This is a genomic window from Paraburkholderia saeva (assembly GCF_907164555.1).
In the GTDB taxonomy this organism is placed as follows: Bacteria; Pseudomonadota; Gammaproteobacteria; order Burkholderiales; family Burkholderiaceae; genus Paraburkholderia; species Paraburkholderia saeva.
In genome coordinates this window covers 250,086-272,993 of the sequence record NZ_CAJQZC010000007.1, presented here as the reverse complement: position 1 = coordinate 272,993, position 22,908 = coordinate 250,086, and the positions used below count along the sequence as shown (strand labels likewise).

Sequence of the window (22,908 nt, the reverse complement as noted above, 5' to 3'; positions counted from 1 at the left end):
TTCCCGTCAGCCTTTCTTCTTGACCGGACGAACGTAGCCGGTCTTGCCGACCTGCGTCTTCTCGTTCAGCACGAGGAGATTCTCCTCGACGTCCTTCCATACTGTCGTGCCCGCCGCGATCGTCACGCCGCGTCCGACGCGCACCGGTGCGACAAGCTGCGTATCGGAACCGACGAACACGTCGTCTTCGATGATCGTGCGGGATTTGTTCGCGCCGTCGTAATTGCACGTGATCGTGCCCGCACCGATGTTCACGCGCGCGCCGATATCGGCGTCGCCGATATACGTGAGATGGTTCGCTTTCGAGCCATGGCCGAGCACCGCATTCTTCACTTCGACGAAGTTGCCGACGTGCGATTCGTCCTTCAGCGTCGCGCCTGGGCGCAGACGTGCATACGGACCCAGCACGACGTTCGCGCCGACGTCCGCGCCTTCGATATGCGTGAATGCGTCGACGCGCGTGCCCACGCCAATCGTCGCGTTGCGGATCACGCAGTTCGCCGCGACCGTTACGTTGTCGCCTAGCGTAACGGTACCTTCGAACACGCAATTCACGTCGATGGACACGTCGCGACCGCACTCCAGCGTGCCGCGCACATCGATACGCGCCGGATCGGCCAGCGTGACACCCGCCACGAGCAGAGCTTCGGCCACGTTGCCCTGATGGATGCGTTCGAGTTCCGCAAGCTGCTGCTTGCTGTTGACGCCCAGCGTTTCCCACTCTTCGTCAGGCTGCGCGGTCACAACATCGAGACCGCCCTCGATCGCAAGTTCGACCACATCGGTGAGGTAATACTCGCCTTGCGCGTTGTCGTTCTTCAGCGATGCGAGCCAGCGCGTGAGCTGCTGCGTCGGCGTGACGATGATGCCGGTGTTGATTTCCGCGATCTTCAGCTGTTCGGGCGTCGCATCTTTCTGTTCGACGATGCGCAGCACCTTGCCGTTCGCATTGCGCACGATGCGGCCGTAGCCCGTGGGATCCTCGAGCGTCACGGTGAGCACGCCGTAGCCGCCGTGGCCCGCGCGGTCGGTCAGGCGCTTCAATGTGCTGGCGCGCGTGAGCGGCACGTCGCCATACAACACGAGCGTGGGCACGGAAGGATCGAGGAGCGGCAGCGCCTGCTGCACGGCGTGCCCGGTGCCGAGCTGCTGCTCCTGCACGGCAAACTGCACATCGGGCGCGGCGACGGCGCTGCGAACGGCTTCCGCGCCATGACCGATCACGACGACGAGTCGGGTCGGATCAAGCGTACGGGCGGTATCGATGACATGGGACAGAAGCGGCCGGCCGGCCAGTGGATGCAGTACCTTGGGCAGCGCGGAACGCATGCGCTTACCGGTGCCTGCCGCCAAAATGACAATATTCATGGCGCCGACGAGGGGTCGAGTTGGAAGCCGTCAATGTTAGCACGCGTGTCCCACTATCGAAGACGCCGCCCGCCCGGCGCGGCCGCAACTGTAGCGCAAAACCCACCAGCGTGACGCACCTGGTGATTTCTTTAGCCGGCCTGGTGAATACCGCCGCGTTTTTGTCACTCGCGTGAATTTTTTTTCCAGCCAGTATTCCGTACGCTCGACATGTGACGAGCCGTTGACGCCTTCTCCACAGTCCAGACATTGAGCGAGGAGAACTGCACGTGTCGCAAGCCGGCTCACTGGAGGGCAGAACCTCGGGTCAACCCGCGTTGGCGGCACCGTGGGTGGTCGCCTATACTCGCATCCTCATTCGCCGACCCAGCGGTCGGTTAATGCTTTTACAGCCTGCAACGCAGGTTTTTCGTCTCCGGCAATCCCCAGGTGGTTCGCGCCATGCAAATTAACGATCACACTTTTACGGATGTCGGAGAGCACGCGGCGTTTCTTGCAGGCTGGGATCAACGCTACTTCCAGATGGATTGCGGGCAGTTTCACAGCACGCTCCAGCAGCTCAGTATCGACGGCTTCCATCTGTTTCATGAATCGGTGAACCGCCGCGTTGTGCAGCAGGGCTGCACGCCGGACGACGCACTCGCGCTCGGCATCGTGCTCGACTCGCCCTCGCCGCTGACGTTTTCCGGCCGCGCCGTCACGACCGATTCGATGATTCTTGCGCGCGCGAACCGCGAGTTTCTGCTGCATTCCCCCGACGGCGTCGAGATTCTCGGCATCGAAGTCAAGCTGAAGCAACTCGAACAGAACCCGTGCCTTGCCTCGCGTGTACACCGGCGGCTCGCGTCGAACACGCAGGTCGTTGCGCTCGCACCCTCTGCACGTCAACGCGTGGTCGAAATGTGGCGCACCTTCACGGAAGAAGCCGCATCGCTCGCCGCGATCGAGGACCAGGCGCTTGCCGAGCGACGCATCGCCGCCGAACTGCTCGAACTCATCGACGTGCTGCTCGAGGACGAACGCTGCGATGCGAGAGCCGATATCACGTGGATGTCGCACAGCGACGTCGTGGCCCGTGCGCACGACATGATCGCAGCGCGCCCTCAGGAGCCGGTGACGGTGCAGCAATTGTGCGAGATCCTGCGCATCAGCCGCAGAACGGTGCAAACCAGTTTCCGGCTTGTCACGGGCAAATCGCCCGTGGAATACATGCGCGCCATCCGGCTCAACTTCGTGCGTGAATTGCTGCGTAACTCGCGGCGCAACGAAATGACGGTGCGGGATGCGGCGCAGCGCTGGGGTTTCTTCCATTCCGGCCATTTCACGCAGGACTATCGCGATCTCTTCGGCACGATGCCATCCGACATCCGCATGAAGTAGACGGGCAACGCCCGTCCTTCGTCGTGCGGCTCAGGCCAGTGCCATTGCTGCCCTGCCCGTCAGATATTCATCGACGGCGCTGCACGCGTAATCGATCAGCAACGGTGTGAGTTCCTTTGCGGTTTCCGTCTCCTTGCGGTTGTGCACCCAGCCCAGATACGTCGTGCTGCGCGCAGCCATGAAGAGCGGCAGACGCCGCAGATCGGCGTCTGCGAGCGGACGGCACGCGCGGTAACCTTCCACGAATGCATCGAGCGCGACGTCAAAACCGGGGTCGTTGCGGATGAAGTAAAGCGACGTCGCGATATCGAACAGATGCCAGCCGAACCCGGCGTCGTCGAAATCGATGACCCGCAGGCGCTCGCCGTCGACCAGCACGTTTTCCGGTACGAGATCCGCGTGAATCAGCCCGAACTGCTCGCGCGTCTTGCCGAATGCGCTCAGGTCTTGCCACACCGCATCGCGTGCGCGCTCGAACATTGCGCGTTGCGCGGCGCTCAGCTGCTCCAGTTCCCAGAAGCGTCCCCAGAGCGGTTGCGCACCCGCCAACCCTTCCTCACACCAGCTGTGACGCACGAAGCCTGCGGGCGCACTCCACTGGCTCGTATGGTTGTGCATGCGTGCGGCGATGCCGCCAAGCGTGCGATAGCGCGACGCGATGTCTTCGCTTGCGCCCGTGAGGCCGGATTCGAGCGCACCCAGCTGCTGGCCGTCGACCCATTCGAGCACGTCGATCTGACGACCTTCCGGAACGCCGACGCTGCTGACGCTTTCGAACGGTCGCCCCTGCTTCGAATTCACCACACGGGGCACTTCGATTCCTGACGCGGCGAGCGCGTCCATCCAGTGAAACTCGGCGTGAAGCGCGTCGTCGCCGTGATAACCCGCGCGGTGAATACGCAGCACGACGCGCCCGCCATCGCGCAGATCGACGCGAAATACCGCGTTTTCGCGAATTTTCAGCGGCTCGATGGCGATGGGGTCGAGGCGCCACTGCTCAAGCGCAAGTGTGGCGAGATCGTGCAGCGCGCCGACGTCTTCTGCTGCGGCGGATTGTGTCGTGGTCATCGGACGGTCCTCAGAGCGCGGCTAGAACGTGATCGAGCGTTTCGATCAGCTGGCCTGCGTTCGCCCGCGAGAACGGCATCGGCGGGCGGATCTTCAGGATGTTGTCGTGAATGCCGATGCGGCTGATCAGCACGTTGCGCTCGCGCATCCCGTTCACGACGCGTTTGGCGAGCGCGCCGTCGGGCGCCTTGCTGTTGCGATCGCTGACCAGCTCGACAGCAAAGAAAAGGCCGCTGCCGCGCACGTCGCCAATCACCGTATGACGGCGTTGGAGCGCTCTCAGACTCTCCAGCACGTAGTTGCCGACCGTCTCCGCGTTCTCCTGCAACTGTTCGTCCGCGATTACATCGAGCACCGCCATGCCCGCCGCGCACGACACCGGATTGCCGGCAAATGTATTGAAGTACATCGGATTGCGATCGGTGAAGTCTTCGACCAGCTCGCGGCGCGCAACCACGCCCGCGAGCGGATGACCGTTGCCCATGGGCTTGCCCATCGTGACGATGTCCGGTGTCACGCCAAGCCGCTCATGCCCCCAGAAATGCTTGCCGAAGCGGCCAAACCCGCCCTGCACCTCATCGGCGATGAACACGCCGCCCGCGCGTCGCACTTTCTCGACCGCGCGTGCGATGTAGCCGGCCGGAAAATCCGGCAGGCCTTCGCACGAAAGCCCGGTGCACAGCAGCAGGCCCGCGACGCCGACACCATCGGCGTGGAAATCGTCGATGGCTTTCTGGATCTGTTCCGCGTATTCGATTGCGAGCGCTTCGTCGTCGCGGCCAGCACGGTCGCGCCAGGGATCGATGACCGGAATCGTGCGCACATAACGGCCCCGCTGTTCAGGCGTCGACAGGAACGAACTCACCTGAACCACCGCAGCCGTATTGCCATGATACGAATGCGACGTGCAGATCATGCCCATATTGCCGGTCGTTTCGCGTGCAATGCGCAGTGCGAGTTCGTTCGCTTCACTGCCGGTGCAGCAGAACATCGCCATCGAAAGCGACGCGTCGAACTTCGACACGAGCCGCTCGCCGTATTCCACGACGTTCTCGTGCAGATAGCGCGTACTCGTATTCAACTGGCTCGCCTGACGGACAATTGCGTCCAGGACGCGCGGATGGCAATGCCCCACGTGCGGCACGTTGTTGTACGCGTCGAGATAACGGTTGCCGTCGGCGTCGTAAAGCCACACGCCTTCACCGCGCACCAGATGCAGCGGCTTCTCATAGAAGAGCGGCGAATGTTTTCCGAGCACGTTGAAGCGGCGTTGAAGAAGTGCTTCGTCAAGCATGGAGATAGGTCCTTTCGTTGGGTGCGCGCCGGCGCATCAGGCGCGGCGCAGCATGGCGACGTGGCGGAAGACCGGCACGCAGATGGCAAACCAGCTCAGCACGAAGAGCGCGACGCCGATCCAGATGACGTTGGCGTAGTGACCGTCGCCCAGCAGAGAAGCGGCGAGTGCCGGGCCGATTGCAAGGCCGATCATCTGCATCGCGGTTGCGCCGAGCACGATGCGCCCGCGCCGGTCGAAACCTGCCATCGCCGACAGAAGCGTCGGGTGCGTCATGTTCCAGAAGAAGTTGTAGATGCACACGACCACCGCGAACACGACGTACGAAGCGTGCGCGGCAAGCAGCAGCAGGCACAGCGATCCGCCGAGAATGCCGAGCGTCAGCGCGCGAATACGTCCGACGCGCGAACCAAACGCGCCCGCGAACCACGCACCGGCCACGCCCGCAAACTGCGAGATCGTCAACGCGTTGGCGACTTCCTGATCGGTCAGGCCGTCGGCTGTGCCGATCAGAAAGAGATAGGCCCACACCGCGCCTTGCGCCATGAAGTAAAACAGCATGGCCGAGAGCGCCATCGATTTCATCGGCAGCGAAAGTTCGACCGCGTTTGCATCGGCAGTCACGGCGCTGTCGCCGCCGCGCGGCAGAAACCGCACGAACGGCAGCACGAGCATCGGAAACACGGCGAAGAAATACAGCATCAACTTCATGCCGCCGATCGCGAACGCGGTCGGCACGGCCCACAAGCCGAGCGCGCCGTAGATCAGCACCCACATGATCATGTAGCCGAAGTTCCTGTCGGGATTCTTCGTAAGTCCGACAATCGCGAAGCTAAGCGACACCAGGCTACCGGCGCCAATCCCCACTAGAAGTCTTAGCAGCAGGAACACGTTGCGATCCGCAACGATTGCCGAACCCGCATTGCCGGCCGCCATCAGCGCAATCGAAACGACGATGACGGTCCGCCAGTTCAGATGTCGCGCGAAGAACGACAGAAGGATTGTGCTGAACGCGATACCCCACACCTCGATCGACGCCGCGTAGCCCGCGCTTTGCGCGTCGAAACCCAGGTACTGCACAAAGCCCTGGACAACTGCGGGCTGCACGATGAAGACTTCCGGCCCGACTACGCCGGCCAGAATCGCAACCCAGAGGCGGCCGCGCGAATGTGCGCCATCGTCTGACGATGCGCTTTCATCCGGTGCCGCGAGGTGTGTGGTGTTCATGATTTTCCTGATGAGGAAAACTGCGTTAGTAGGCGAAGCAGATCGATTTCGTCTCGGTGTAGGCGTCGATGATTGCGCGGCCGTGTTCGCGGCCGACGCCCGACGACTTGAAGCCGCCGAACGGCATCGCCGGATCGAGCATGTTGTGCGTGTTGACCCACACGGTGCCCGCCTCGATGCGATCCGTCAGGCGCAAGGCACTGTCGAGCTGGTTCGTCCACACGCTCGCACCGAGTCCGTACTCGCTGGTATTCGCGGCGTGCACGGCTTCATCGATATCGTCGTAAGGCATCGCGACGAGCACCGGGCCGAACACTTCCTCATTGACGAGCGAAAGCGGCTTGCGCCTTTCATTCGCCACGACGGTCGGCCGGACAAAGAAGCCTTCGCCGTCGAACGCGCGGCCACCGGCGACGATCTCCCCCCCTTGCGCACGGCCTTCGGCGATCATGCCCGCGACCTTGTCGCGATGACGTGCGGATACGAGCGGACCCATCTGCGTGGTTTCCTCGAAGCCCGAACCGAGTACGAGGCTGTCGGCAATCGCCGCCACGCCGCCAACAATTTCGCTGAACTTCGAGCGCGGCAGATAAAGCCGCGAACCCGCTGTGCACACCTGGCCGTGATTGAAGAAGATCGCGTTAGCCGCACCTTCGATCGCCTTGCGCGGATCGCAGTCGTCGAGCACGATCACCGGGCTCTTGCCGCCCAGTTCCAGCGAAACGCGACGGATATCGCGCCCGCACTGCGCGCCGATAATGCGGCCGACTTCGGTCGAACCCGTGAACGTCACCTTGTCGATATCCGGATGACGCACGAGCGCCGCGCCCGCCGTTTCGCCCTGTCCCGTGACGACGTTCAGCACGCCTGCCGGGAAGCCTGCTTCGAACGCGAGTTCGGCGAGGCGGATTGCGGTTAGCGGGGTTTCTTCGGCAGGCTTGAGCACCACGGTGCAGCCACATGCCAGCGCCGGCGCGATCTTCCACACGGCCATCAGCAGCGGAAAATTCCACGGCACAATCGCGGCGACCACGCCGACCGGCACGCGTCGCGTCGAGCCCTGATATTGAACGCCAGGCGGAAAGCCGATCGAGAGATCAAGCGTGCTGCCTTCGATCTTCGTTGCCCAGCCGGCCATATATCGCAGCCATTGCGCGCTGCCGCCTACTTCGAGCATCTTTGCGAAGCCGAACTGCTTGCCCTGGTTCAGCGTTTCGAGCGCGGCCAGTTCGTCGCCGTGCTGCTCGATCAGATCAGCCAGCTTGAGCAGCAGACGCTCGCGCGTAGCGGGCGCCATGCGTCGCCATTCATTCGACTCGAACGCGGTGCGCGCGCTCGCAATCGCGCCGGCGACATCTTCCGCGTCGCCTTCCGGCACCTGCGCGATTTCCGCGCCGGTCGCCGGGTTGAAAACGGCGAACGTCTTGCCACTATGAGCATCGACGAACCGGCCTCCGACGAACATCTTCGTGCGAATGTTCGCGAGCAATTCCTTCACTTGCATGTCAGCTCCTGGCTTGTTATCTGGCGATCACGCCATCTTTAGAGAACAGTACGGGCGAACCTTCGCCCGTCATAACGAGTGCGGTGAGCGCATCACGCCCGGCGAGCCGGTTCACCGTGAACGTGGTTTGCCCCGGCTTGAGCAGCATCACGAAGCCGTCCAGCGCGACGCCTGCGATGCCTTGCGGCGTCGCAACGAGGTCCGTCACCGAGCCGCTGACGCCGGTTTTCAATGCAGCCCACGATGTGCCGCCGTCGCGGCTTTCGAACATGTTTCCACGCAAACCGCCGACGTAAATGACGTTGTCTGGCGATACGGTGCCGCTCCACAACGTGCCTTTGTAGCCGGTGTGCGTGGCCTGCCAGGTCGCTCCGTTATCGGTCGACTTCATCACCGTGCCCTGCTCGGCTGCGATGTAGACGTCCTGCTGCGCACCTGCAAATACCGAGTACAGGTTCAGCCCGCTCTTGCCGATGCCGGCGCTCTCGTCGAGCTTGCGGGTGGTCCACGTCGCGCCGCCGTCGTCGGTCGTGAGAAGGAGCGACCACAAGCCGACGGCCCAGCCGTGTCGCGTATCGCGAAACGCAATCGAGAAAAGAGGCTGATCGACAGTGGTATCGGAGCGCTGCAGGGTCCACGTTTCGCCGGCGTCGTCGGTTTTCACCACGACGCCCCAGTGGCCGGCGGCCCAGCCGTGCTGTGCGTCGACAAACGTCACGGACGTCAGCGTTGAATTTGCCGGCACGCGCTTTGCCTGACGAAAGGTCGCGCCGTTGTCGTCGGACAGCAACACGATGCCGTGCTCACCGACAGCAACAATGCGGCTACCCGCACGCGTCGCGCCAAGCAGCATCGAACGCGTCGCGTCCGCGCGCACGTCGGCTGCGTGCAGCTTCAGTTGCGTTTCGCCCGACGCGCCCTGCGGCTGTGATTGCGCACAGGCATTGCCTGTCATTTGCAGCGTCGCGACGAGACACGCTGCCTGTGCAATATGAGTGACCTTCTTCAGGCTCATATGTACTTTCATGATGGTGTCCTAGTGGCTGAAGAAGCTGGAACGCCTGACTGCCTTGCGCCGCGGGAAGAGTCGCGCGAGCAGCACGGCGAGCGCCGGCAGCGCGGTCATGGCCATCACCAGATTCACGATGAACATGAACGCCAGCAACTTGCCCATGTCGGCCTGGAACTTGAGCGCCGAGAAGCTCCACGTCGCGACGCCGACAGCCAGCGTGATCGCGGTGAAGATCGTGGCAACACCCACTTCCAGAATCGACTGCTCGACCGCCTTGACGATGGGCACATCGTTCGCCAGATGGAACTGCAGGCGGTTATAGATGTAGAACGCGTAGTCCACGCCGATGCCGACGGCCAGCACCATCACCGGTAACGTCGCGACCGTGAGGCCGATCTGCAGTTCTTTCATGAACCAGTAGCCGATGAACGTGGCCACGGTCAGCGGCAGACAGCACGCGATCATTGCGCGGAAGTCGCGATACGCGAGCAGCACGAGCACGATGATCGCGGCGTACACATAGAGCATCATCGGCAGTTCGCTGCTTGCGACTTCATCATTCGTCGCGGCCAGCACGCCTGCGTTGCCAGCGGCGAGGCGAATCGTCAGGCCGTCAAGACGATGCGCCGCGCGATACGCCTTGACGGCATCGATCACGCGATTGATCGTCGATGCCTTGTGATCAGCAAGGAACAGATGCACCGCCGTCATCGCGCAGTCTTTGGTCATGTAGCCGTGCACGCGATTGATTTCGGCGCTCAGCGCGGCGTAGTTCGTCGGATCGATCGGAATCACGGACATCTTCGGACTGCCTTCGTTATAGCCTTCGCTATACGTGCGCAACATCTGCGCGTAGGAACCCACCGAGATCACACCAGGCACACGTCCCATCGACGACACGAATTCGTCTTCAAAGAGACCAATACGTGGGTCCGTACAGTCCGACGACTTCGACGCCTCGAATACGACCGTCAGCCAGTCAAGCCCCACGTCGTAACTCGATGCGATCGCAACCGCATCCTGATTGAAGCGCGAATCCGCACGCAGTTCGGGCGCGCCGGGTTGCAACGTTCCGACGACGCGGTCGCGGCTTTGCCATACCGCAATGCCAAACACCACAGCCGTGATCGCAAGCGTGATAACGGCATTGCGCGGCTCGGCGACGCGTGCAAGCGTCCTGAGCCAGCGCGCACGACGCTCGCGTGTGGCGAGCGCACGATCTGCGTAAGATTTCGTGAATTGCAGGCACGAAGCGACGACCGGCAGCATCACCAGATTCGTCACGATCTTGTAGCCGACGCCAAGCGACGCGGTGATCGCCAGTTCGCGCACCATCGGAATCGGAATCAGCAGCAGCGTGATGAACGACACGAGTGCTGTCACAAGCGCGAGCGTTCCAGGAATCAACAGGCCGCTAAAGCTGTGACGTGCGGCTTCGAGCGAACTACGGCCGTGCGACAGTTCACGCACGATGTAGTTGATCTGCTGGATACCGTGAGAGACGCCAATAGCGAACACGAGGAACGGCACCAGCACGCCAAGCGGATCGAGGCCGAAGCCAAGCAGACGCAACGTGCCGAACTGCCATACGAGCGACGTCAGCGAACAGGCAATTGGCAGGATCGTGAAGCGCAGCGACTGGCTGTACCAGTACACGGCGCCTGCCGTCAGCACGAGCGCGAGCGCACAGAACACGAGCACGCCGGACGCGCCGTCGGCGATGTCACCGACCTGCTTCGCGAAACCGATAATCTGCACCTGGAAGTTGCCGTCTTCATACGCCTTGCGCAACTTCTCCTCAAGAATTCGGTTGAACGCGACGTAGTCGAGCGCATTGCCGTTCGCATCCCGCTCATTGAGTTCGGCCGTCACCATCGCACTCGTCTGGTCGCGCGACACCAGCACGCCGACATAGCCGCCCACCGAGGTCGACTGCCGGATCGCCTCGATATTCTGCGTCGTGAGTTTTTCCGGCGTGATTGTGCCGTCGATCAGCGGGTCGGCGCGAAAGCCGTCTTCGGTGATTTCGTTGACGAACGAATTCGGCGTCCACAGCGACTGCACGCCGCCACGGTCCACGTTCGGCAGATAGCTCACGGCCTGCGTGACCTGATACAGGCGGCTTAAGCCCTCCTGCGACCAGATCGTTCCCTTGCGCGCCTTGACGACAACCGTAATGCGGTTTGCGCCAAAGAGCACGTCACGGTATTGCCGGAACGTCTTGATGTATTCGTGCCCGATCGGGATCTGCTTTTCGAAACCCGCGTCCATACGCAACTGCAGCGCAAAGAACGCCATCACCACCGTAAAGACAGCGATGACGCCAAGCGTGATCGCACGATGCCCAAAGAACACTGTCTCGAGCTTTCCAACCAGCCGGTTCAACACGTTGCGCCCCTTCTATGCCGCGACTTGCCATAAACACGCGTGCCTGAAATGCCTGAAGGCACGCGCCTGTATTGCGATGTAAAGATCAGAAATTGCGTGTCGCAAAGAAGCCGACAAAGTTACGGTCTGCGAATGGCTGCCCGACGGTTTCGTGACCGCCCCAGAACATCGTGTAGTTAAGACCTGCCTGCCATTTCGTCGGGTTCTGGTTGAAGAGCACGTAGAAGTTCGCCGACTTCGCGCCCTGCAGATAGTTGCCGGTCATCGTCGGCGTATAGCCGTAGAGCGCCTGCGTGTACGTGATCCCCGGCGTCAGTTGCCAGCCCGGAATTACCGTGCCGTCATACGTCCAGTTGAAGTCGAGCGTGGCACCGACGGAGTTCGACGTGCCCTTCGATTCGGCAATCGGATAACCAAGGCTTGAGCCGTTGTTGAGCCACGGGAAATAGCCCGCTGCCGGCGCCTGCATGACGTTCGTGCCGCCCACCGAACGCGTGATCGTCCCATTCGACGAAAGACCTGGGTAGTAGATCCACGTCAGTTCCGCGGTCAGCAAAGCCTGATCGGCCTTGATCAGCTTGAGGAACGGGTACTCGCTCTGCGTGAGGCTCAAGAGACCGTTGATGTCGTACTGGAACTTCTTCGTGTCCATCCACTGGTTGCACTGCACGCCCGCCACGCCATTCGTGTTCAGGTCGAGTGGACCACCCGGGTTGTAGCAGCTGGACAGCGAAACGGCGTCGTGCGGGCGGTACGAGAGTTCCGTGCCGATTGCCCAGTCACCCAGCGAGAAGTTCGCGCTCACGCCGAACAGCTGACGGTTCTGCAGATACTGCCAGCGGTTCGTGCCATCGGGGAGTGTCGAGAGCACCGGTGACTTGTCGGTGTAGTTCTCGTAGTAGAAGCCGAGATTGACGTCGACCGCTTTCGGCTTGTAGTTGAACTTCACGCCGAATTGCGGATGCGACTTGTCCGGCAGCGCCACCGAAATCGGCACGCCGATCGAGTTGTACGGCGGTCCCGCGTAGACGCCATTCACAAGACCATTGCTTGCCGCGTTGACGGCATTCGTATCTTTCGAATTCGGACCGGCGATCGTGCCGGCATCCACGCCACCGACGTTGAAGTTGTTGCTGTTGATCGTGGTGGGCAGCGCGCCGCGGCCAAAGTTGTTCGTCACCGACCAGTAGCTGCCGACCGGCGGATAGCGGTTACCGTTCCACTGGAACTGGTAGTAAGCCTCGGTGCTCAGACCCGACGCGATGCCAGACGCGAAGCTGATCATCGGCGCGGGCAGCAGCGCCTGCTTCAATTGCGAGCCGGGAATCAGCAGCTTCTGGATATCGACCGAATTGGTTGCATTGATACCGCCCGTCGCAAATACGCTTTCGCCCCAGTTGATCACCTGGTTACCCAGTCGCACGTGCGCCGACTGGTCGCCAAGGCGGAAATCCTTTTGCGCCCAGAGATCGAGCAGATACGCGTCTTGCGCGAGCTGCGCCTTGGCGTCGCTTGCAAGCGAGGTGCGTGCCGTATCCGGCGCGAGAAAATCGTAGAACGCGGTACCGCGCGCGAGGAACTTGAGGCCCTTGTCCGGCATCGCCAGCAGCAGTTCGCTGGTGGCGCTGACGTACGTGGAGAACGCCTGACCCTTGCGGTAGTTCAGGTCGCCCATGTCGCCGAAACCCCACTGGTTCACGTTCGCTGCCGCACCACAACCGTTCGAGTTCGGGTCGCCCGTCAGTGAACAGCTCGGGCTCTTGGTACGGACACCGCCGCCCGCCGTCAGGTTCGTGACCCATGAACCGTTGATCGTTCCATCAGACAGCGAAAAGTCGTATGCATATGCGCTCGCTGACGCCATTAGCATACCTAATGATAGAACGCTTCTTGAAGCCAGTCTCGTCATTGCATTTTCCCCTGCTGTCCTTGTTGTGTTTTGCCGGGCGCGCGAGGCGCCCGGTCATTGTTATCGTTCGCTTACGCTGCGGAGGCTTTCAGACGTATAGAAGTCGTCCTTGAAGCGCGGATCGTTGACGTCGTCATACCAGCGGATGTCGGTGTTCGTGCCGATCGTCGACTGGTCGATCACGTAGCGGCCATTGCTCAGGTCGTACTGGACGAACGGCTCGATATCGCATGCACCGTGCAGTTCGTACACCGGAATCAGATACGCCTCCTTGACCTTCCAGAGCTTGCCCTGTGCGTCGTAGTCTTCGCCGGCAAGCGCGATACCGCTGTCTTCGTCGATATAGAAGACCTTCTTCGACGCGACGTGGCGCACGCCCGGCTTGACGGTTGCTTCCACCACGTACACACGATGCAGCTCATAGCGACGCGCATCCGGCGTCACACCGTCGGCCTTGTAGATGTCGTCGAATTTCGCCTTGAAGTTGAACATGCCGAAGTCGTTGTACGGCACATAGATTTCCTTCTTGCCGACGAGCTTCCAGCTAAAGCGGTCGAGCGTGCCGTTAAAGAGCCACGGTTCATCGACGGTGTACTGGTTCTCGAACCCGATCTGCGGCGCGTCATACGAGTACGACGGCATGCGGCGCACGCGGCGCTGACCCGTGAAGTAGTAGAACGTATCGCTCGATTTGTCGAAGAAGTCGCGTTGAACAAGACCCTGCCCCGCCAGGGCCGCCGGCGTCTGATACGCAAAGTAGATGCCGTAGAGAATGCCCGCCTGCTGTGGCGTGGTGACACCCTTCTTGCCCCACGGAAAGAACACCGTCTGCTTCGATTCCGCGAGAATCCATTCGCTGCTGCCCGGGCGCGGCGACGCGCCTGTGATCGCCTTCTGCCATTCCATGCCCACGCCGCGATAGCGCGCAAGGTGGTCCCACATTGCCTCGGCACCGTTCTTCGGCGCCGGGAACGGCATGCCCGGCAGCGCAGCGGTTTCGAGCGATTCGCCGGCCGCATCGAGCTTCGCCTGGGTGGCGTTCTTTTCCATGTTGGCCTGCACGAAGTCCGGCGCGCCGCATTCGCGATGCGTCTGATAGACGTCCATGCGATAGCCCTTCTTCTGCTTGACGAGCTGGATCTGTCCGGGCGTCAGGCGGTCGGCATACTTGTCGACGTTGCTGGCATCGATCGAGTACAGCGGCTTTTCACCCTTGTGCTTCCAGAAGTCGCCGCGCACCTTGCCGTACGACCAGTCCACGGGCGATGCCTGCGGACCCGCATACGCGGGAATCTTGCCGTCCGCGCTGGCTGCCTTGTCCATACCGGTCGTGTCCGCCAGTGCCGAACCGGCCATCGCGCCTAGCAGGCCGGTCAACACCGCCGTTGAGCACATTGCCATTACACGTGTCTTCGCTCTCATTGCCTCGATCTCCAGTACCTGTAATTCGTGATGGGGCTTAAGCCGCCCGCTAGTAGTCTTTTGCGACTGCCGTGTCGCCCGTCGCGTGCAATCTGTCGACCAGCATCGCGCGGTGAACCGCGACATCGGTTAGCGCAGGCCGCCTGTTACTGGCAATCTCCTGCGCGGTAAAAGGTTTGAAATCCGCCGGCCGGCTCTTCGCGTTCTTCGTATCGATAAGCCAGTTAAGAACGTTCGCCAGTTCAGCATCGGTCAGCGCCGAGTTCGATGCACCCGGCACACGCATCACGAACTCGCGCCCTTCCTTGAGTCGAACGAAATGTCCTAACGAGTCGCTCAACGCCGGTACTTTTCCACGGATGGCGTGCGCGTCCGGTGTATGACATCCCATGCAGTTGAGCGTCCATGCCTGTTTCGCCGCGACCGCGTCATAGGCTCCGTCCTCTGCATGAGCGGGCAGCGACAGCGCCACGCCCAACACACACGCGGCGCGCAACACGATCAGCAGCGGATTCATAGACCGAGGCTTTTGATCAGCGCAGCGCGGTTCTCACGCACCTGCGCGCCGTCCATCGGCGCCGCACGCAGCGTCTTGATCTCTGCTGCGGTGAACGGCTTTGCCTTGTCATGCTTTGCGTTCAGGTCGAACACGACGTAGTTCAGGACACTGGCGAGTTCTTCATCCGAGGCGGAAGCAAAACTCGGCATCTTGAAGTTGTACGTCTTGTCCTTGATCGTGATGGCGCCGAACATGCCGTTCAGCACGGTCAGGCCCAGCTGACGGCGCCCGGCTGCATCGCCTGCGTACCTGCCGGGCAGTTGCGTCAGCGGAGGCGCGAGACCATCCTGGCCCTTGCCGCCTGCCTGATGGCACACCGCGCATTTCGTGTCGAAAATGCCTTTGCCCGACGCGTATTGAACGCTTTGTGCGAGTGCGTGCGCCGAGACGATCGACGCGCTCAACGCGAGCAACGCAGACATGAGCCGGCTCCAGCGCCGCCTTGCGATTGAGGACTTCATTGCTTTGATACTCCGAGCAGTGCCGATACCGAGCAGTGGTAATTGGCGTTGCCGCTTGCCATGCACCAGTTGATGTCGTTGTTCAGGGACAGCTTGTAAAGCGGCTTCTCGCGTTCGTTGCGGTTGCAGAAGCAGCGGCCGCACGAAGTCTTGCCGCAGCAGTCGTTGTACGAAACGATGTAATCGTTGCCGTCGTGCGGATTGCGGCACGTGCCGATCCATGTGATCGGCGAAGGCGTCGTGCCCGGCGGGCAGCTGCTCGCTGTGCCACCGCAGCAGCTGCAAAGCCAGCCATCGATCGCGCAGTAGCGCCAGTAGTCGCAGCTATACGGGTCGTCGCTTTTGCCGGCGGCGGCGCCCGACGCGCCGCTGGCAGGCTCCGCGTTTCCAGCGGCGAACGTGCGGTCCACCGGCAGCAGCGGCACGAGTGCCGAGCCCACCAGCACACGGCCAAGCTTCGCCATCGCACCGCGTCGCGAGCTGCGCTGCGCGACGCCGCGTGCCGACAGCTCAAAGAAGGAGTCGAACCATTTCATGCTTGATGTCCTGTCGTTCGTGTCTTGTATGGCGCGTTCAGGCGTGTTGCTCGCCGTGATCGTGGTGCTCGCCGTGGACAAACTCCTGTAGCGATGCCACGCCACGTTCCTTCGCCTCGAAGAGGCTCTCCAGGTGCTCGCGCGAATTCACGAGGCCCTTTGCGCGCACCTTGCCTGTTTCGTCGAGCAGCAGCGCGTAAGGCAGCTTGCCGATCTGATACGCAAGACCCAGTTCCTGGGAAAGCACGTACGGGAACTGTTGCAGGCCAGTCTTCTTGTAGAACGCTGCGTGTTCGGTTGTGTCGCCGTCGCTTGCGAGCACGATGTCGGTGGCGGTTTCGCGCGACTGGATCGAAGGCAGCAGCGGCAGGAGCTTCTTGCAGACCGGGCACGTCGGCGAAAGGAAGAACACGAGCGTGCTGCGGCCCTTCGGCGAAACGCCGCCCACCTTCACCTGACGGCCATCCAGCGCGCCGAGTTCGAATGCGGGGCCCACCGTGCCGACGGCCGGGCCCTTGTCGATCATCAGTGCGCCAACCGGCATCAGGCGTTCGTAAAGAATGCCGACCTGGCGAACGAGTGCCAGCGAGATGGCGCCAAGCGCGAGAACCGCGATCCACAGCAGAGCGGTCGAAATCAACAGTGCGTTTTCCATTACGAGTTCCTCAGGTGTTTCAACTTCGGACGGTTGGCCAGCAACACATCCAGGGTCAGCAAGACAGCGACGGTGATCAGCGTTCCAGCGAGTACCGTCAGGTAATCGATCCACACGATGTCGCGCGCGGTTTGCGGCATCCAGGCGCTTGCCGCGAGCAATGCGAGAAAGAGCGTGCGTGCCACGTGCGTCCAGCCGATTGCGTGCGGGACCTCGCGCGTCGACGTGACGAATCCGGAACAGCCGCAATCGATGTCGGTGTGTCCACGCGCGACGTTCACGGCGAGCGCCAGTGCGAATGCAGCGAACAGCACGACGAGCGCGGCAGCGCCGGAGAAGCGCGTTGCAGGCAGCAGGAACGCAAGCACGGCGACGACTTCGAATGCAGGAATGCCGGCGGCAACTGGCGCGACGAGCGCTTGCGGCAGGAGGCCAAAGCCGGCCACCGAGCGCTTGAACGCGTGCAGACGCAAGGCTTTGGCTAACGCGCCGATCAGCGTGACAATCGATGTCGCGGCAAGCGCGATGGTCGATACAACGGGGTCAAGAGCGAGGCTTAAAGTCATTTCATCTGCCTCACGGATTGACGAGCAACGACGACGTCGCGCCGATCTGCTTTTGCACGGTCTTGAGCTTGCCGGTCGTTGCGTCCGCAATGACCACATCGGAGGTCGTCGTGATGCCATACAGCAGCGGATGCGCATCCTGGCTCACCTGCACCGCGAGAAGCGGATCGATCTTCTGGTCAGCCAGCTTCCAGCGCGCAACGCGCTTTTGCGCCTTGACGTCGAAGACCCAGATCTCCGTCGCCGGCTCCTTGTGCGAGCCCTCACCGCCTTGATGCATCAGCACGAAAAGACGCTGCGTACCGGTGTGCAATGCCGTTTGCTGGAGACCGCCGGGACGCCAGCCCGCCTTCTGTTCGTCTGCGGTAACGAGCGCCCACGACTTCCCGAACACGGGTGCCGCGCCTGCGAAATTCGCGGTGCGTACGTTGCCGTTGAACGTGGTGAACCAGTACGTGTTCTGGTCGCGCACGGCGTTGACGAAGGCGGGATCCTTGTCGACGTCGATGAATGCTTCGGAGAGTTTGCGGTTCTTCTCCTTGCCGTTAGCTAGCGTGATCGTCAGGCCCTTGCCGCTTTCGCACATCGCCGTAAAGCGGTCGTTCCCACTCGGATACGCGAGCACGCAGCCATCGGTATCGATTTCCGCGGTGACACGATGCGCGGCGAGATTGATGACCGTCACCGACGTGGCCGGCGTGATGTTCGCGACGTACAGCCATTTGCCGTCGGTCGACAACGCGGTGTTGTAAGGCGTGGGCGTCTGCTGTCCGTGCTTCGCTGGAATCACGACTTCGCCGGTGATCTGCAGCGTGGTGTTGTCCGTCGATTCGACGACGTCAGTGCGCGCGCCATGCGAGCCGCGTGCGAAGTAGGTCGTCGCGATATAGGTCGTCTTGTGATCGGGGCTGATGGCAAGGCCCGGCGAAAAGCCGCCGTCGATCTGACCGAGCAGTTTGCCGTCGTCGCCATTGACGACGTACACGCGCCCATCCGTCATCGACGGAAAGTTCGCGTCGATCACGTAGACCTGATGCGGGCTGTACGCCGGCATCTTTGCAGTTGTCAGTTCCTCCGGCTTTTCGACGGCTGCAGCATGCAAGGACATCATTGCAGTGCCGGCCAGTGCGAACGCCAGTCTCCATTTTCTTCGCATTTCTTCTCCACTCACTAAGCGACTTCATCAAGCGCATTTGCGTGTGGGGAAAATTAGCTTGGAAAATATTGCAGGGCAGTTCCCAAATCGGCAAACCGTCAAGGAAATACTTACGTTGCGATTACGCTGCAGAATGCGACGCCAAACTGAAAGCTAGGGCTTAAGGCATGTGAAAGGATGAACGCAGTAGCCAGATACGGCGCGTCTATTGAAGAAAAGTGGCATGCCTAAGCAATGCCGGGCACGCAAAGGTCAAAGAGATTGCCGCGTGCGAATGTGCGCCTGGGCAGGAGGATCGCTTCCACTGCGTTGATCAGAAGCAGCGAGACGCAGATCTTGCGATCGGTGTGGCGTATCACCGCGAACGCGCGCTCCTTGAGTTCGCCGTTGAAGCGCGGATCGGCGGCAACGATGTCTTCGTCGTCGTGCAGGCCTTCAAGGCGCGCGTCGGGTACGACGTTCCAGCTTTCCGGCAGGCGGACGAGGACCTCGGTGACATCGTCGAACTCGGAAATGACAGCGGCGTGCGCATCCACTGGACGGCGAAACCATAGGGGCCGCCCGGTCGGCTCGACGAGCAGCGCCGCGACGGGAAACAACAAAAGACCTTCGTTCATATCAGCCTGGGCCATCCTGTCCACGATGCGTTGACTAGTGCGCGGACATCATCGCCGAAAAGGACCGCCGCGAGCGTTCGCCGCTATTCGCTTTGCCGAATTCGGAGGTGTTGGCGGCCTGGCACCATGGCGCGGTACCGGTTCGATATGAGCCGTTTCCTACGCGAAAAGCCGAGTCGCGCGATTTTCCTGAGGATGCCCCGTTCGTCGCCCAAGTCCTTGATTTGTATTTGGATGTATCATTCGGGGTTCTGTCCGGCACCGTTTTTTGGCGCTTTTTCCGAGCGTCCATGCGCTGCTGCGACAACCTTCACTCTGTCGCGTGTCTGCCATGAAAGCCTCAAACAATTTTTTCCGTCTCGAAACCCGGTTGCAGTCGCAGGTCGGCAAAGCGATCGCCGACTTCAACATGATCGAAGACGGCGACAAGATCCTGTGCTGCATGAGCGGCGGCAAAGACTCGTACACGATGCTCTCCGTTCTGCTCGCGCTGCAAAAGCGCGCGCCGATCGACTTCGAGATCATCGCGATGAATCTGGACCAGAAGCATCCTGGCTTTCCCGACGAAATCCTGCCGCAGTATTTCGAGTCGATCGGCGTGAAGTACCGCATCGTCGAAGCGGACACGCATTCGATCGTCAAGGAAAAGGTGCCTGAAGGCAAAACGACGTGTTCGCTGTGCTCGCGTCTGCGCCGCGGTGTGATTTACCGCACGGCAAAAGAGCTGGGCGTCAACAAGATTGCGCTGGGCCACCATCGCGACGACATCGTCGAGACGTTCTTCCTGAACCTGTTCTTCGGGGGAAAGATGAAAGCGATGCCGCCGAAGCTTGCCACCGACGACGGCGCGCACATCGTGATCCGTCCGCTTGCGTACTGCAAGGAGTCGGATATCGCGACTTACGCGCGTGCGATGGAATACCCGATCATTCCGTGCGACCTGTGCGGCTCGCAGGAAAATCTGCAGCGCAAGAAAGTGAAGGACATGCTGACACAATGGGAGCGCGACACGCCGGGCCGCGTCGATAACGTGTTCCGCGCGCTGTCCGATGTCGTGCCGTCGCATCTCGCCGACACCAGCCTGTTCGACTTCCGCGCGCTCGCCACGGGCCTCGCCAAAATCGACGAGGCGTCGCTTTTCGGCGATACGTCCTACACGCAGACGGCGCTCGTGTTCTCGCATTCGAGCGAGAACCGCATCGAGTTCGTGCGCCCTGCCGCGCGCAACGCTGCCGCTAAAGCTGACGTCGGTGCGACGGCTGGCAACACAGCGGACGCTTAATCTTCCTTGATCCGAAAGACTTCGACGCCGACGGCGTCGCAGTCCGGATACACATCGGGTTTTTCAGTCGAGACGCGTGCGGCGCACACCTGCGGATGGGCGAGCATCGTCTTGACGAGATCGTCGCAGAGCGTTTCCTGAAGATGGATGTGCCCCTGTTCGACGCGACGCGCGATGGTGGAGCGCATGAAGTCGTAGTCGACGACTTCGCTCAGCTTGTCGGCTACCGGTGTCGACAAGGCGAGCGGCACGTATAGCTCCACGTTGATCACGACGCGCTGTTCGCCGCGCTTCTCGAAGTCATGCACGCCGATGTTGATGTGCACTTCATAGTTGCGTAGAAAGAGCCTGCGACAGTCGGCGAGCCGGGGATGCGAGAGAGCGTCGAACATGATTGTTCCAGTGTCGATAAAAGCGTGCGGACACGCAAGGAGCGCTGTGCGCAGCGGGCCTGAAGAACCTTTGCGTACGTTCAGGCGCCCGTTAAAAACATGACGTCACGCGGCAGCGGCACGAGATGCTGACCGCCGTCGACGACGAGCGTCGAACCCGTCACGCCGTGTGCATCTGCAAGATACAGCGCGGCCGCCACCAGATCGTCCGGACGCGAAGCACGGCCAAGCGGCGTGACCGTATGCGCTTCGGCGAAACCTTGTGGCGTCTGATCTGCGGATTGCAGCGTGAGTCCTGGTGCGAGCCCGACCACACGCAATTTTGGCGCGAGCGCCTGCGCGAGCGCGACGGTTGCCGTTTGCAGCGCGGCCTTCAGCACCGTGTATGAAAGATAGTCCGGATTCATGTTGTACAGCTTCTGATCCAGCACGTTGATGACGCAACCGCGCAGCAATTCATCGCTACGTGCGGCGTCCGGCGTCGCTTCGTGCAACGTACGCGCAAGCACAAGCGGCGCGGCCAGATTGATTGCCGTGAGATGTAGCAGACGCTCGTAGCCGATGTCGGTCGCCGCGTCTTCGGCAAAGAGCGACGCGTTGTTGATCACGCACGCCGGACGCCCCAGCGCCGCGACGCAATCCGGCACGAGCTTCAGGACCTGTGTCTCATCGGCGAGATCCGCGTGCAGCGCGACGGCACGACGGCCGAGCGCGACGATTTCCTCGACCACTTCATCCGCTTCTTCGCGGGATGCGCCGTAATGCACGGCCACGTCCCAGCCTTTCGACGCGAAGCCGATGGCGAGTGCGCGGCCGATCCGGCGGGCGGCGCCGGTGATCAGGACGACGCGGGCGGGGGCGCTGTGGATGCTGCTGGCGTGCGAAGTGCTGGAAGAGTCGGTCATTTACAATATGCGGATGAATCCGAAAGCTCACGAACCCGATAGTTTACCCGCTCCTGGCCCCGCCGCGCTTGCGCAGTCGGAGGCGCTGGTCGCGCAGATCCGCGCGGAACTCGACGCGAACGGCGGCTGGTTGCCGTTTGATCGCTACATGGAGCGCGCGCTATACGCGCCGGGCCTTGGCTATTACAGCGGCGGCGCCATGAAATTTGGGCGTCGCGCGGAGGATGGCAGCGATTTCGTCACTGCGCCCGAACTGTCGCCGCTATTTGCCGCGACGCTGGCGCGCCCCATCGCGGAGACGCTGGCCGCGAGCGGCACGCGTGCGGTGATGGAGTTTGGCGCCGGCACGGGCAAGCTCGCTGCGGGATTACTGAATGAACTTGCCGCGCAGGGCGTCGAATTCGACACGTATTCGATCGTCGATCTGTCGGGAGAACTGCGCGAGCGTCAGCGCGCGACGATCGAAGCCGACGCGCCCGCGCTGGCTGCGAAGGTGCGCTGGCTGGATGCGTTGCCGGAGCGCTTCGAGGGTGTCGTGATTGGCAACGAGGTGCTTGACGCGATGCCGGTGCGACTCTTCGCACGCGGCGATGAGGAGTGGCAGGAGCGCGGCGTGACGTGGCGCGATGGTGCCTTGACGTTCGAGGACCGGCCGGTTGGTACGACTGCCGACATGGCGTTTCTGGATTCACTCGACGTGGAGGGCGACTACGTCGCCGAAACGCACGAGGCTGCGTTTGCTTTTACGCGAACGATCTGCACGATGCTCGAGCGTGGCGCCGCGTTCTTTATTGACTATGGTTTTCCGCGACACGAGTACTACCATGCACAGCGCGCGCAGGGAACGTTGATGTGTCACTACCGGCATCGTGCGCATGGCGATCCTTTTTTGTATCCCGGGTTGCAGGACATTACGGCGCACGTCGAGTTTACGGGTGTTGCTGAAGCGGCTGTCGATACGGGGGCTGATCTGCTTGGGTATACGTCGCAGGCGAGGTTTCTGTTGAATGCCGGCATTACCGATGCGCTTGGGGATCTTGATCCTTCGGATATCAAGCGGTATCTGCCGGCGGCGAATGCCGTTCAGAAGCTACTTTCTGAGGCCGAGATGGGCGAGCTCTTCAAGGTGATCGCGTTTTCGCGCGGCATCGATGAAGGGATTGCCGCGTTTGCTCGCGGCGACCGGTCACATTCGCTTTGAGCGCGA

22 protein-coding genes are annotated in these 22,908 nt (G+C 61.7%); 3 read left to right on the top strand and 19 right to left on the bottom strand.

The window, feature by feature from the left end; genetic code table 11:
- Positions 1-6: 6 nt before the first annotated feature.
- On the bottom strand, positions 7-1,368 hold the full coding sequence (glmU, locus tag LPA36_RS19805) for a bifunctional UDP-N-acetylglucosamine diphosphorylase/glucosamine-1-phosphate N-acetyltransferase GlmU (RefSeq protein WP_228880346.1): 1,362 nt from the start codon (positions 1,366-1,368) through the stop codon (positions 7-9).
- 354 nt (positions 1,369-1,722) lie between these two features.
- The gene (locus tag LPA36_RS19800) at positions 1,723-1,956 is read right to left on the bottom strand and encodes a hypothetical protein (RefSeq protein WP_228880345.1); all 234 of its coding nucleotides are present in this window, start codon (positions 1,954-1,956) and stop codon (positions 1,723-1,725) included.
- 6 nt (positions 1,957-1,962) lie between these two features.
- Between LPA36_RS19800 and LPA36_RS19795 the strand changes: the two genes are divergently transcribed.
- On the top strand, positions 1,963-2,748 hold the full coding sequence (locus tag LPA36_RS19795) for a helix-turn-helix domain-containing protein (protein WP_228880342.1): 786 nt from the start codon (positions 1,963-1,965) through the stop codon (positions 2,746-2,748).
- A 30-nt stretch (positions 2,749-2,778) separates the two neighbouring features.
- Here the strand turns inward: LPA36_RS19795 and LPA36_RS19790 are convergent, their stop codons facing one another.
- From LPA36_RS19790 to LPA36_RS19720, 15 genes are all read right to left on the bottom strand, one after another.
- Positions 2,779-3,816 carry a phosphotransferase enzyme family protein gene (locus LPA36_RS19790; protein ID WP_228880339.1) on the bottom strand — a complete coding sequence of 346 codons (1,038 nt, stop codon included), beginning with the start codon at positions 3,814-3,816 and terminating at the stop codon, positions 2,779-2,781.
- 10 nt (positions 3,817-3,826) lie between these two features.
- Positions 3,827-5,110 (bottom strand): aminotransferase class III-fold pyridoxal phosphate-dependent enzyme, encoded by a 1,284-nt coding sequence (locus LPA36_RS19785; protein WP_228880337.1) that lies wholly within the window; start codon positions 5,108-5,110, stop codon positions 3,827-3,829.
- A 36-nt stretch (positions 5,111-5,146) separates the two neighbouring features.
- Positions 5,147-6,337: an MFS transporter gene (locus LPA36_RS19780; protein WP_228880334.1), complete on the bottom strand. Its 1,191-nt coding sequence runs from the start codon at positions 6,335-6,337 to the stop codon at positions 5,147-5,149.
- Between the two features lie 25 nt (positions 6,338-6,362).
- Positions 6,363-7,841, bottom strand: coding sequence for a phenylacetaldehyde dehydrogenase StyD (gene styD, locus LPA36_RS19775; RefSeq protein ID WP_228880333.1), 1,479 nt, complete (start codon positions 7,839-7,841; stop codon positions 6,363-6,365).
- A 16-nt stretch (positions 7,842-7,857) separates the two neighbouring features.
- A complete protein-coding gene (locus LPA36_RS19770) occupies positions 7,858-8,868 on the bottom strand; it encodes a YCF48-related protein (RefSeq protein ID WP_228880329.1) in 1,011 nt (336 codons plus the stop codon).
- Between the two features lie 9 nt (positions 8,869-8,877).
- The gene (locus tag LPA36_RS19765) at positions 8,878-11,241 is read right to left on the bottom strand and encodes an efflux RND transporter permease subunit (RefSeq protein ID WP_228880327.1); all 2,364 of its coding nucleotides are present in this window, start codon (positions 11,239-11,241) and stop codon (positions 8,878-8,880) included.
- Positions 11,242-11,326: 85 nt separating this feature from the next.
- Positions 11,327-13,150 (bottom strand): DUF1302 domain-containing protein, encoded by a 1,824-nt coding sequence (locus LPA36_RS19760; protein ID WP_324250954.1) that lies wholly within the window; start codon positions 13,148-13,150, stop codon positions 11,327-11,329.
- A 60-nt stretch (positions 13,151-13,210) separates the two neighbouring features.
- Positions 13,211-14,572 carry a DUF1329 domain-containing protein gene (locus tag LPA36_RS19755; RefSeq protein ID WP_407674308.1) on the bottom strand — a complete coding sequence of 454 codons (1,362 nt, stop codon included), beginning with the start codon at positions 14,570-14,572 and terminating at the stop codon, positions 13,211-13,213.
- Positions 14,573-14,621: 49 nt separating this feature from the next.
- Complete coding sequence (locus LPA36_RS19750) at positions 14,622-15,089, bottom strand: c-type cytochrome (protein WP_228880322.1); 468 nt, start codon at positions 15,087-15,089, stop codon at positions 14,622-14,624.
- A complete protein-coding gene (locus tag LPA36_RS19745) occupies positions 15,086-15,553 on the bottom strand; it encodes a c-type cytochrome (RefSeq protein WP_228880320.1) in 468 nt (155 codons plus the stop codon). Before LPA36_RS19745 ends, LPA36_RS19750 begins: the two co-directional genes overlap by 4 nt.
- Positions 15,554-15,588: 35 nt before the next feature.
- Positions 15,589-16,128: a methylamine dehydrogenase light chain gene (locus tag LPA36_RS19740; protein WP_228880317.1), complete on the bottom strand. Its 540-nt coding sequence runs from the start codon at positions 16,126-16,128 to the stop codon at positions 15,589-15,591.
- Between the two features lie 37 nt (positions 16,129-16,165).
- A complete protein-coding gene (gene mauD / locus LPA36_RS19735) occupies positions 16,166-16,783 on the bottom strand; it encodes a methylamine dehydrogenase accessory protein MauD (RefSeq protein ID WP_228880315.1) in 618 nt (205 codons plus the stop codon).
- A complete protein-coding gene (locus LPA36_RS19730) occupies positions 16,783-17,349 on the bottom strand; it encodes a MauE/DoxX family redox-associated membrane protein (RefSeq protein WP_228880312.1) in 567 nt (188 codons plus the stop codon). Before LPA36_RS19730 ends, mauD begins: the two co-directional genes overlap by 1 nt.
- Positions 17,350-17,359: 10 nt before the next feature.
- Positions 17,360-18,505 (bottom strand): amine dehydrogenase large subunit, encoded by a 1,146-nt coding sequence (locus LPA36_RS19725; protein WP_228880309.1) that lies wholly within the window; start codon positions 18,503-18,505, stop codon positions 17,360-17,362.
- A 227-nt stretch (positions 18,506-18,732) separates the two neighbouring features.
- Positions 18,733-19,122 carry a hypothetical protein gene (locus LPA36_RS19720; protein WP_228880308.1) on the bottom strand — a complete coding sequence of 130 codons (390 nt, stop codon included), beginning with the start codon at positions 19,120-19,122 and terminating at the stop codon, positions 18,733-18,735.
- A 331-nt stretch (positions 19,123-19,453) separates the two neighbouring features.
- On the opposite strand from LPA36_RS19720, the gene ttcA reads away from it, so the two are divergent.
- Positions 19,454-20,404: a tRNA 2-thiocytidine(32) synthetase TtcA gene (gene ttcA, locus LPA36_RS19715; protein ID WP_228880306.1), complete on the top strand. Its 951-nt coding sequence runs from the start codon at positions 19,454-19,456 to the stop codon at positions 20,402-20,404.
- Here ttcA and LPA36_RS19710 read toward each other — a convergent pair.
- Positions 20,401-20,796, bottom strand: coding sequence for a dihydroneopterin aldolase (locus tag LPA36_RS19710; RefSeq protein ID WP_228880303.1), 396 nt, complete (start codon positions 20,794-20,796; stop codon positions 20,401-20,403). The genes ttcA and LPA36_RS19710 overlap by 4 nt on opposite strands.
- An 80-nt stretch (positions 20,797-20,876) precedes the next feature.
- Positions 20,877-21,701 carry an SDR family oxidoreductase gene (locus LPA36_RS19705; RefSeq protein WP_228880300.1) on the bottom strand — a complete coding sequence of 275 codons (825 nt, stop codon included), beginning with the start codon at positions 21,699-21,701 and terminating at the stop codon, positions 20,877-20,879.
- Positions 21,702-21,714: 13 nt separating this feature from the next.
- Between LPA36_RS19705 and LPA36_RS19700 the strand changes: the two genes are divergently transcribed.
- The gene (locus tag LPA36_RS19700; protein WP_228880298.1) at positions 21,715-22,902 is read left to right on the top strand and encodes a class I SAM-dependent methyltransferase; all 1,188 of its coding nucleotides are present in this window, start codon (positions 21,715-21,717) and stop codon (positions 22,900-22,902) included.
- The last annotated feature ends 6 nt before the right edge of the window (positions 22,903-22,908 follow it).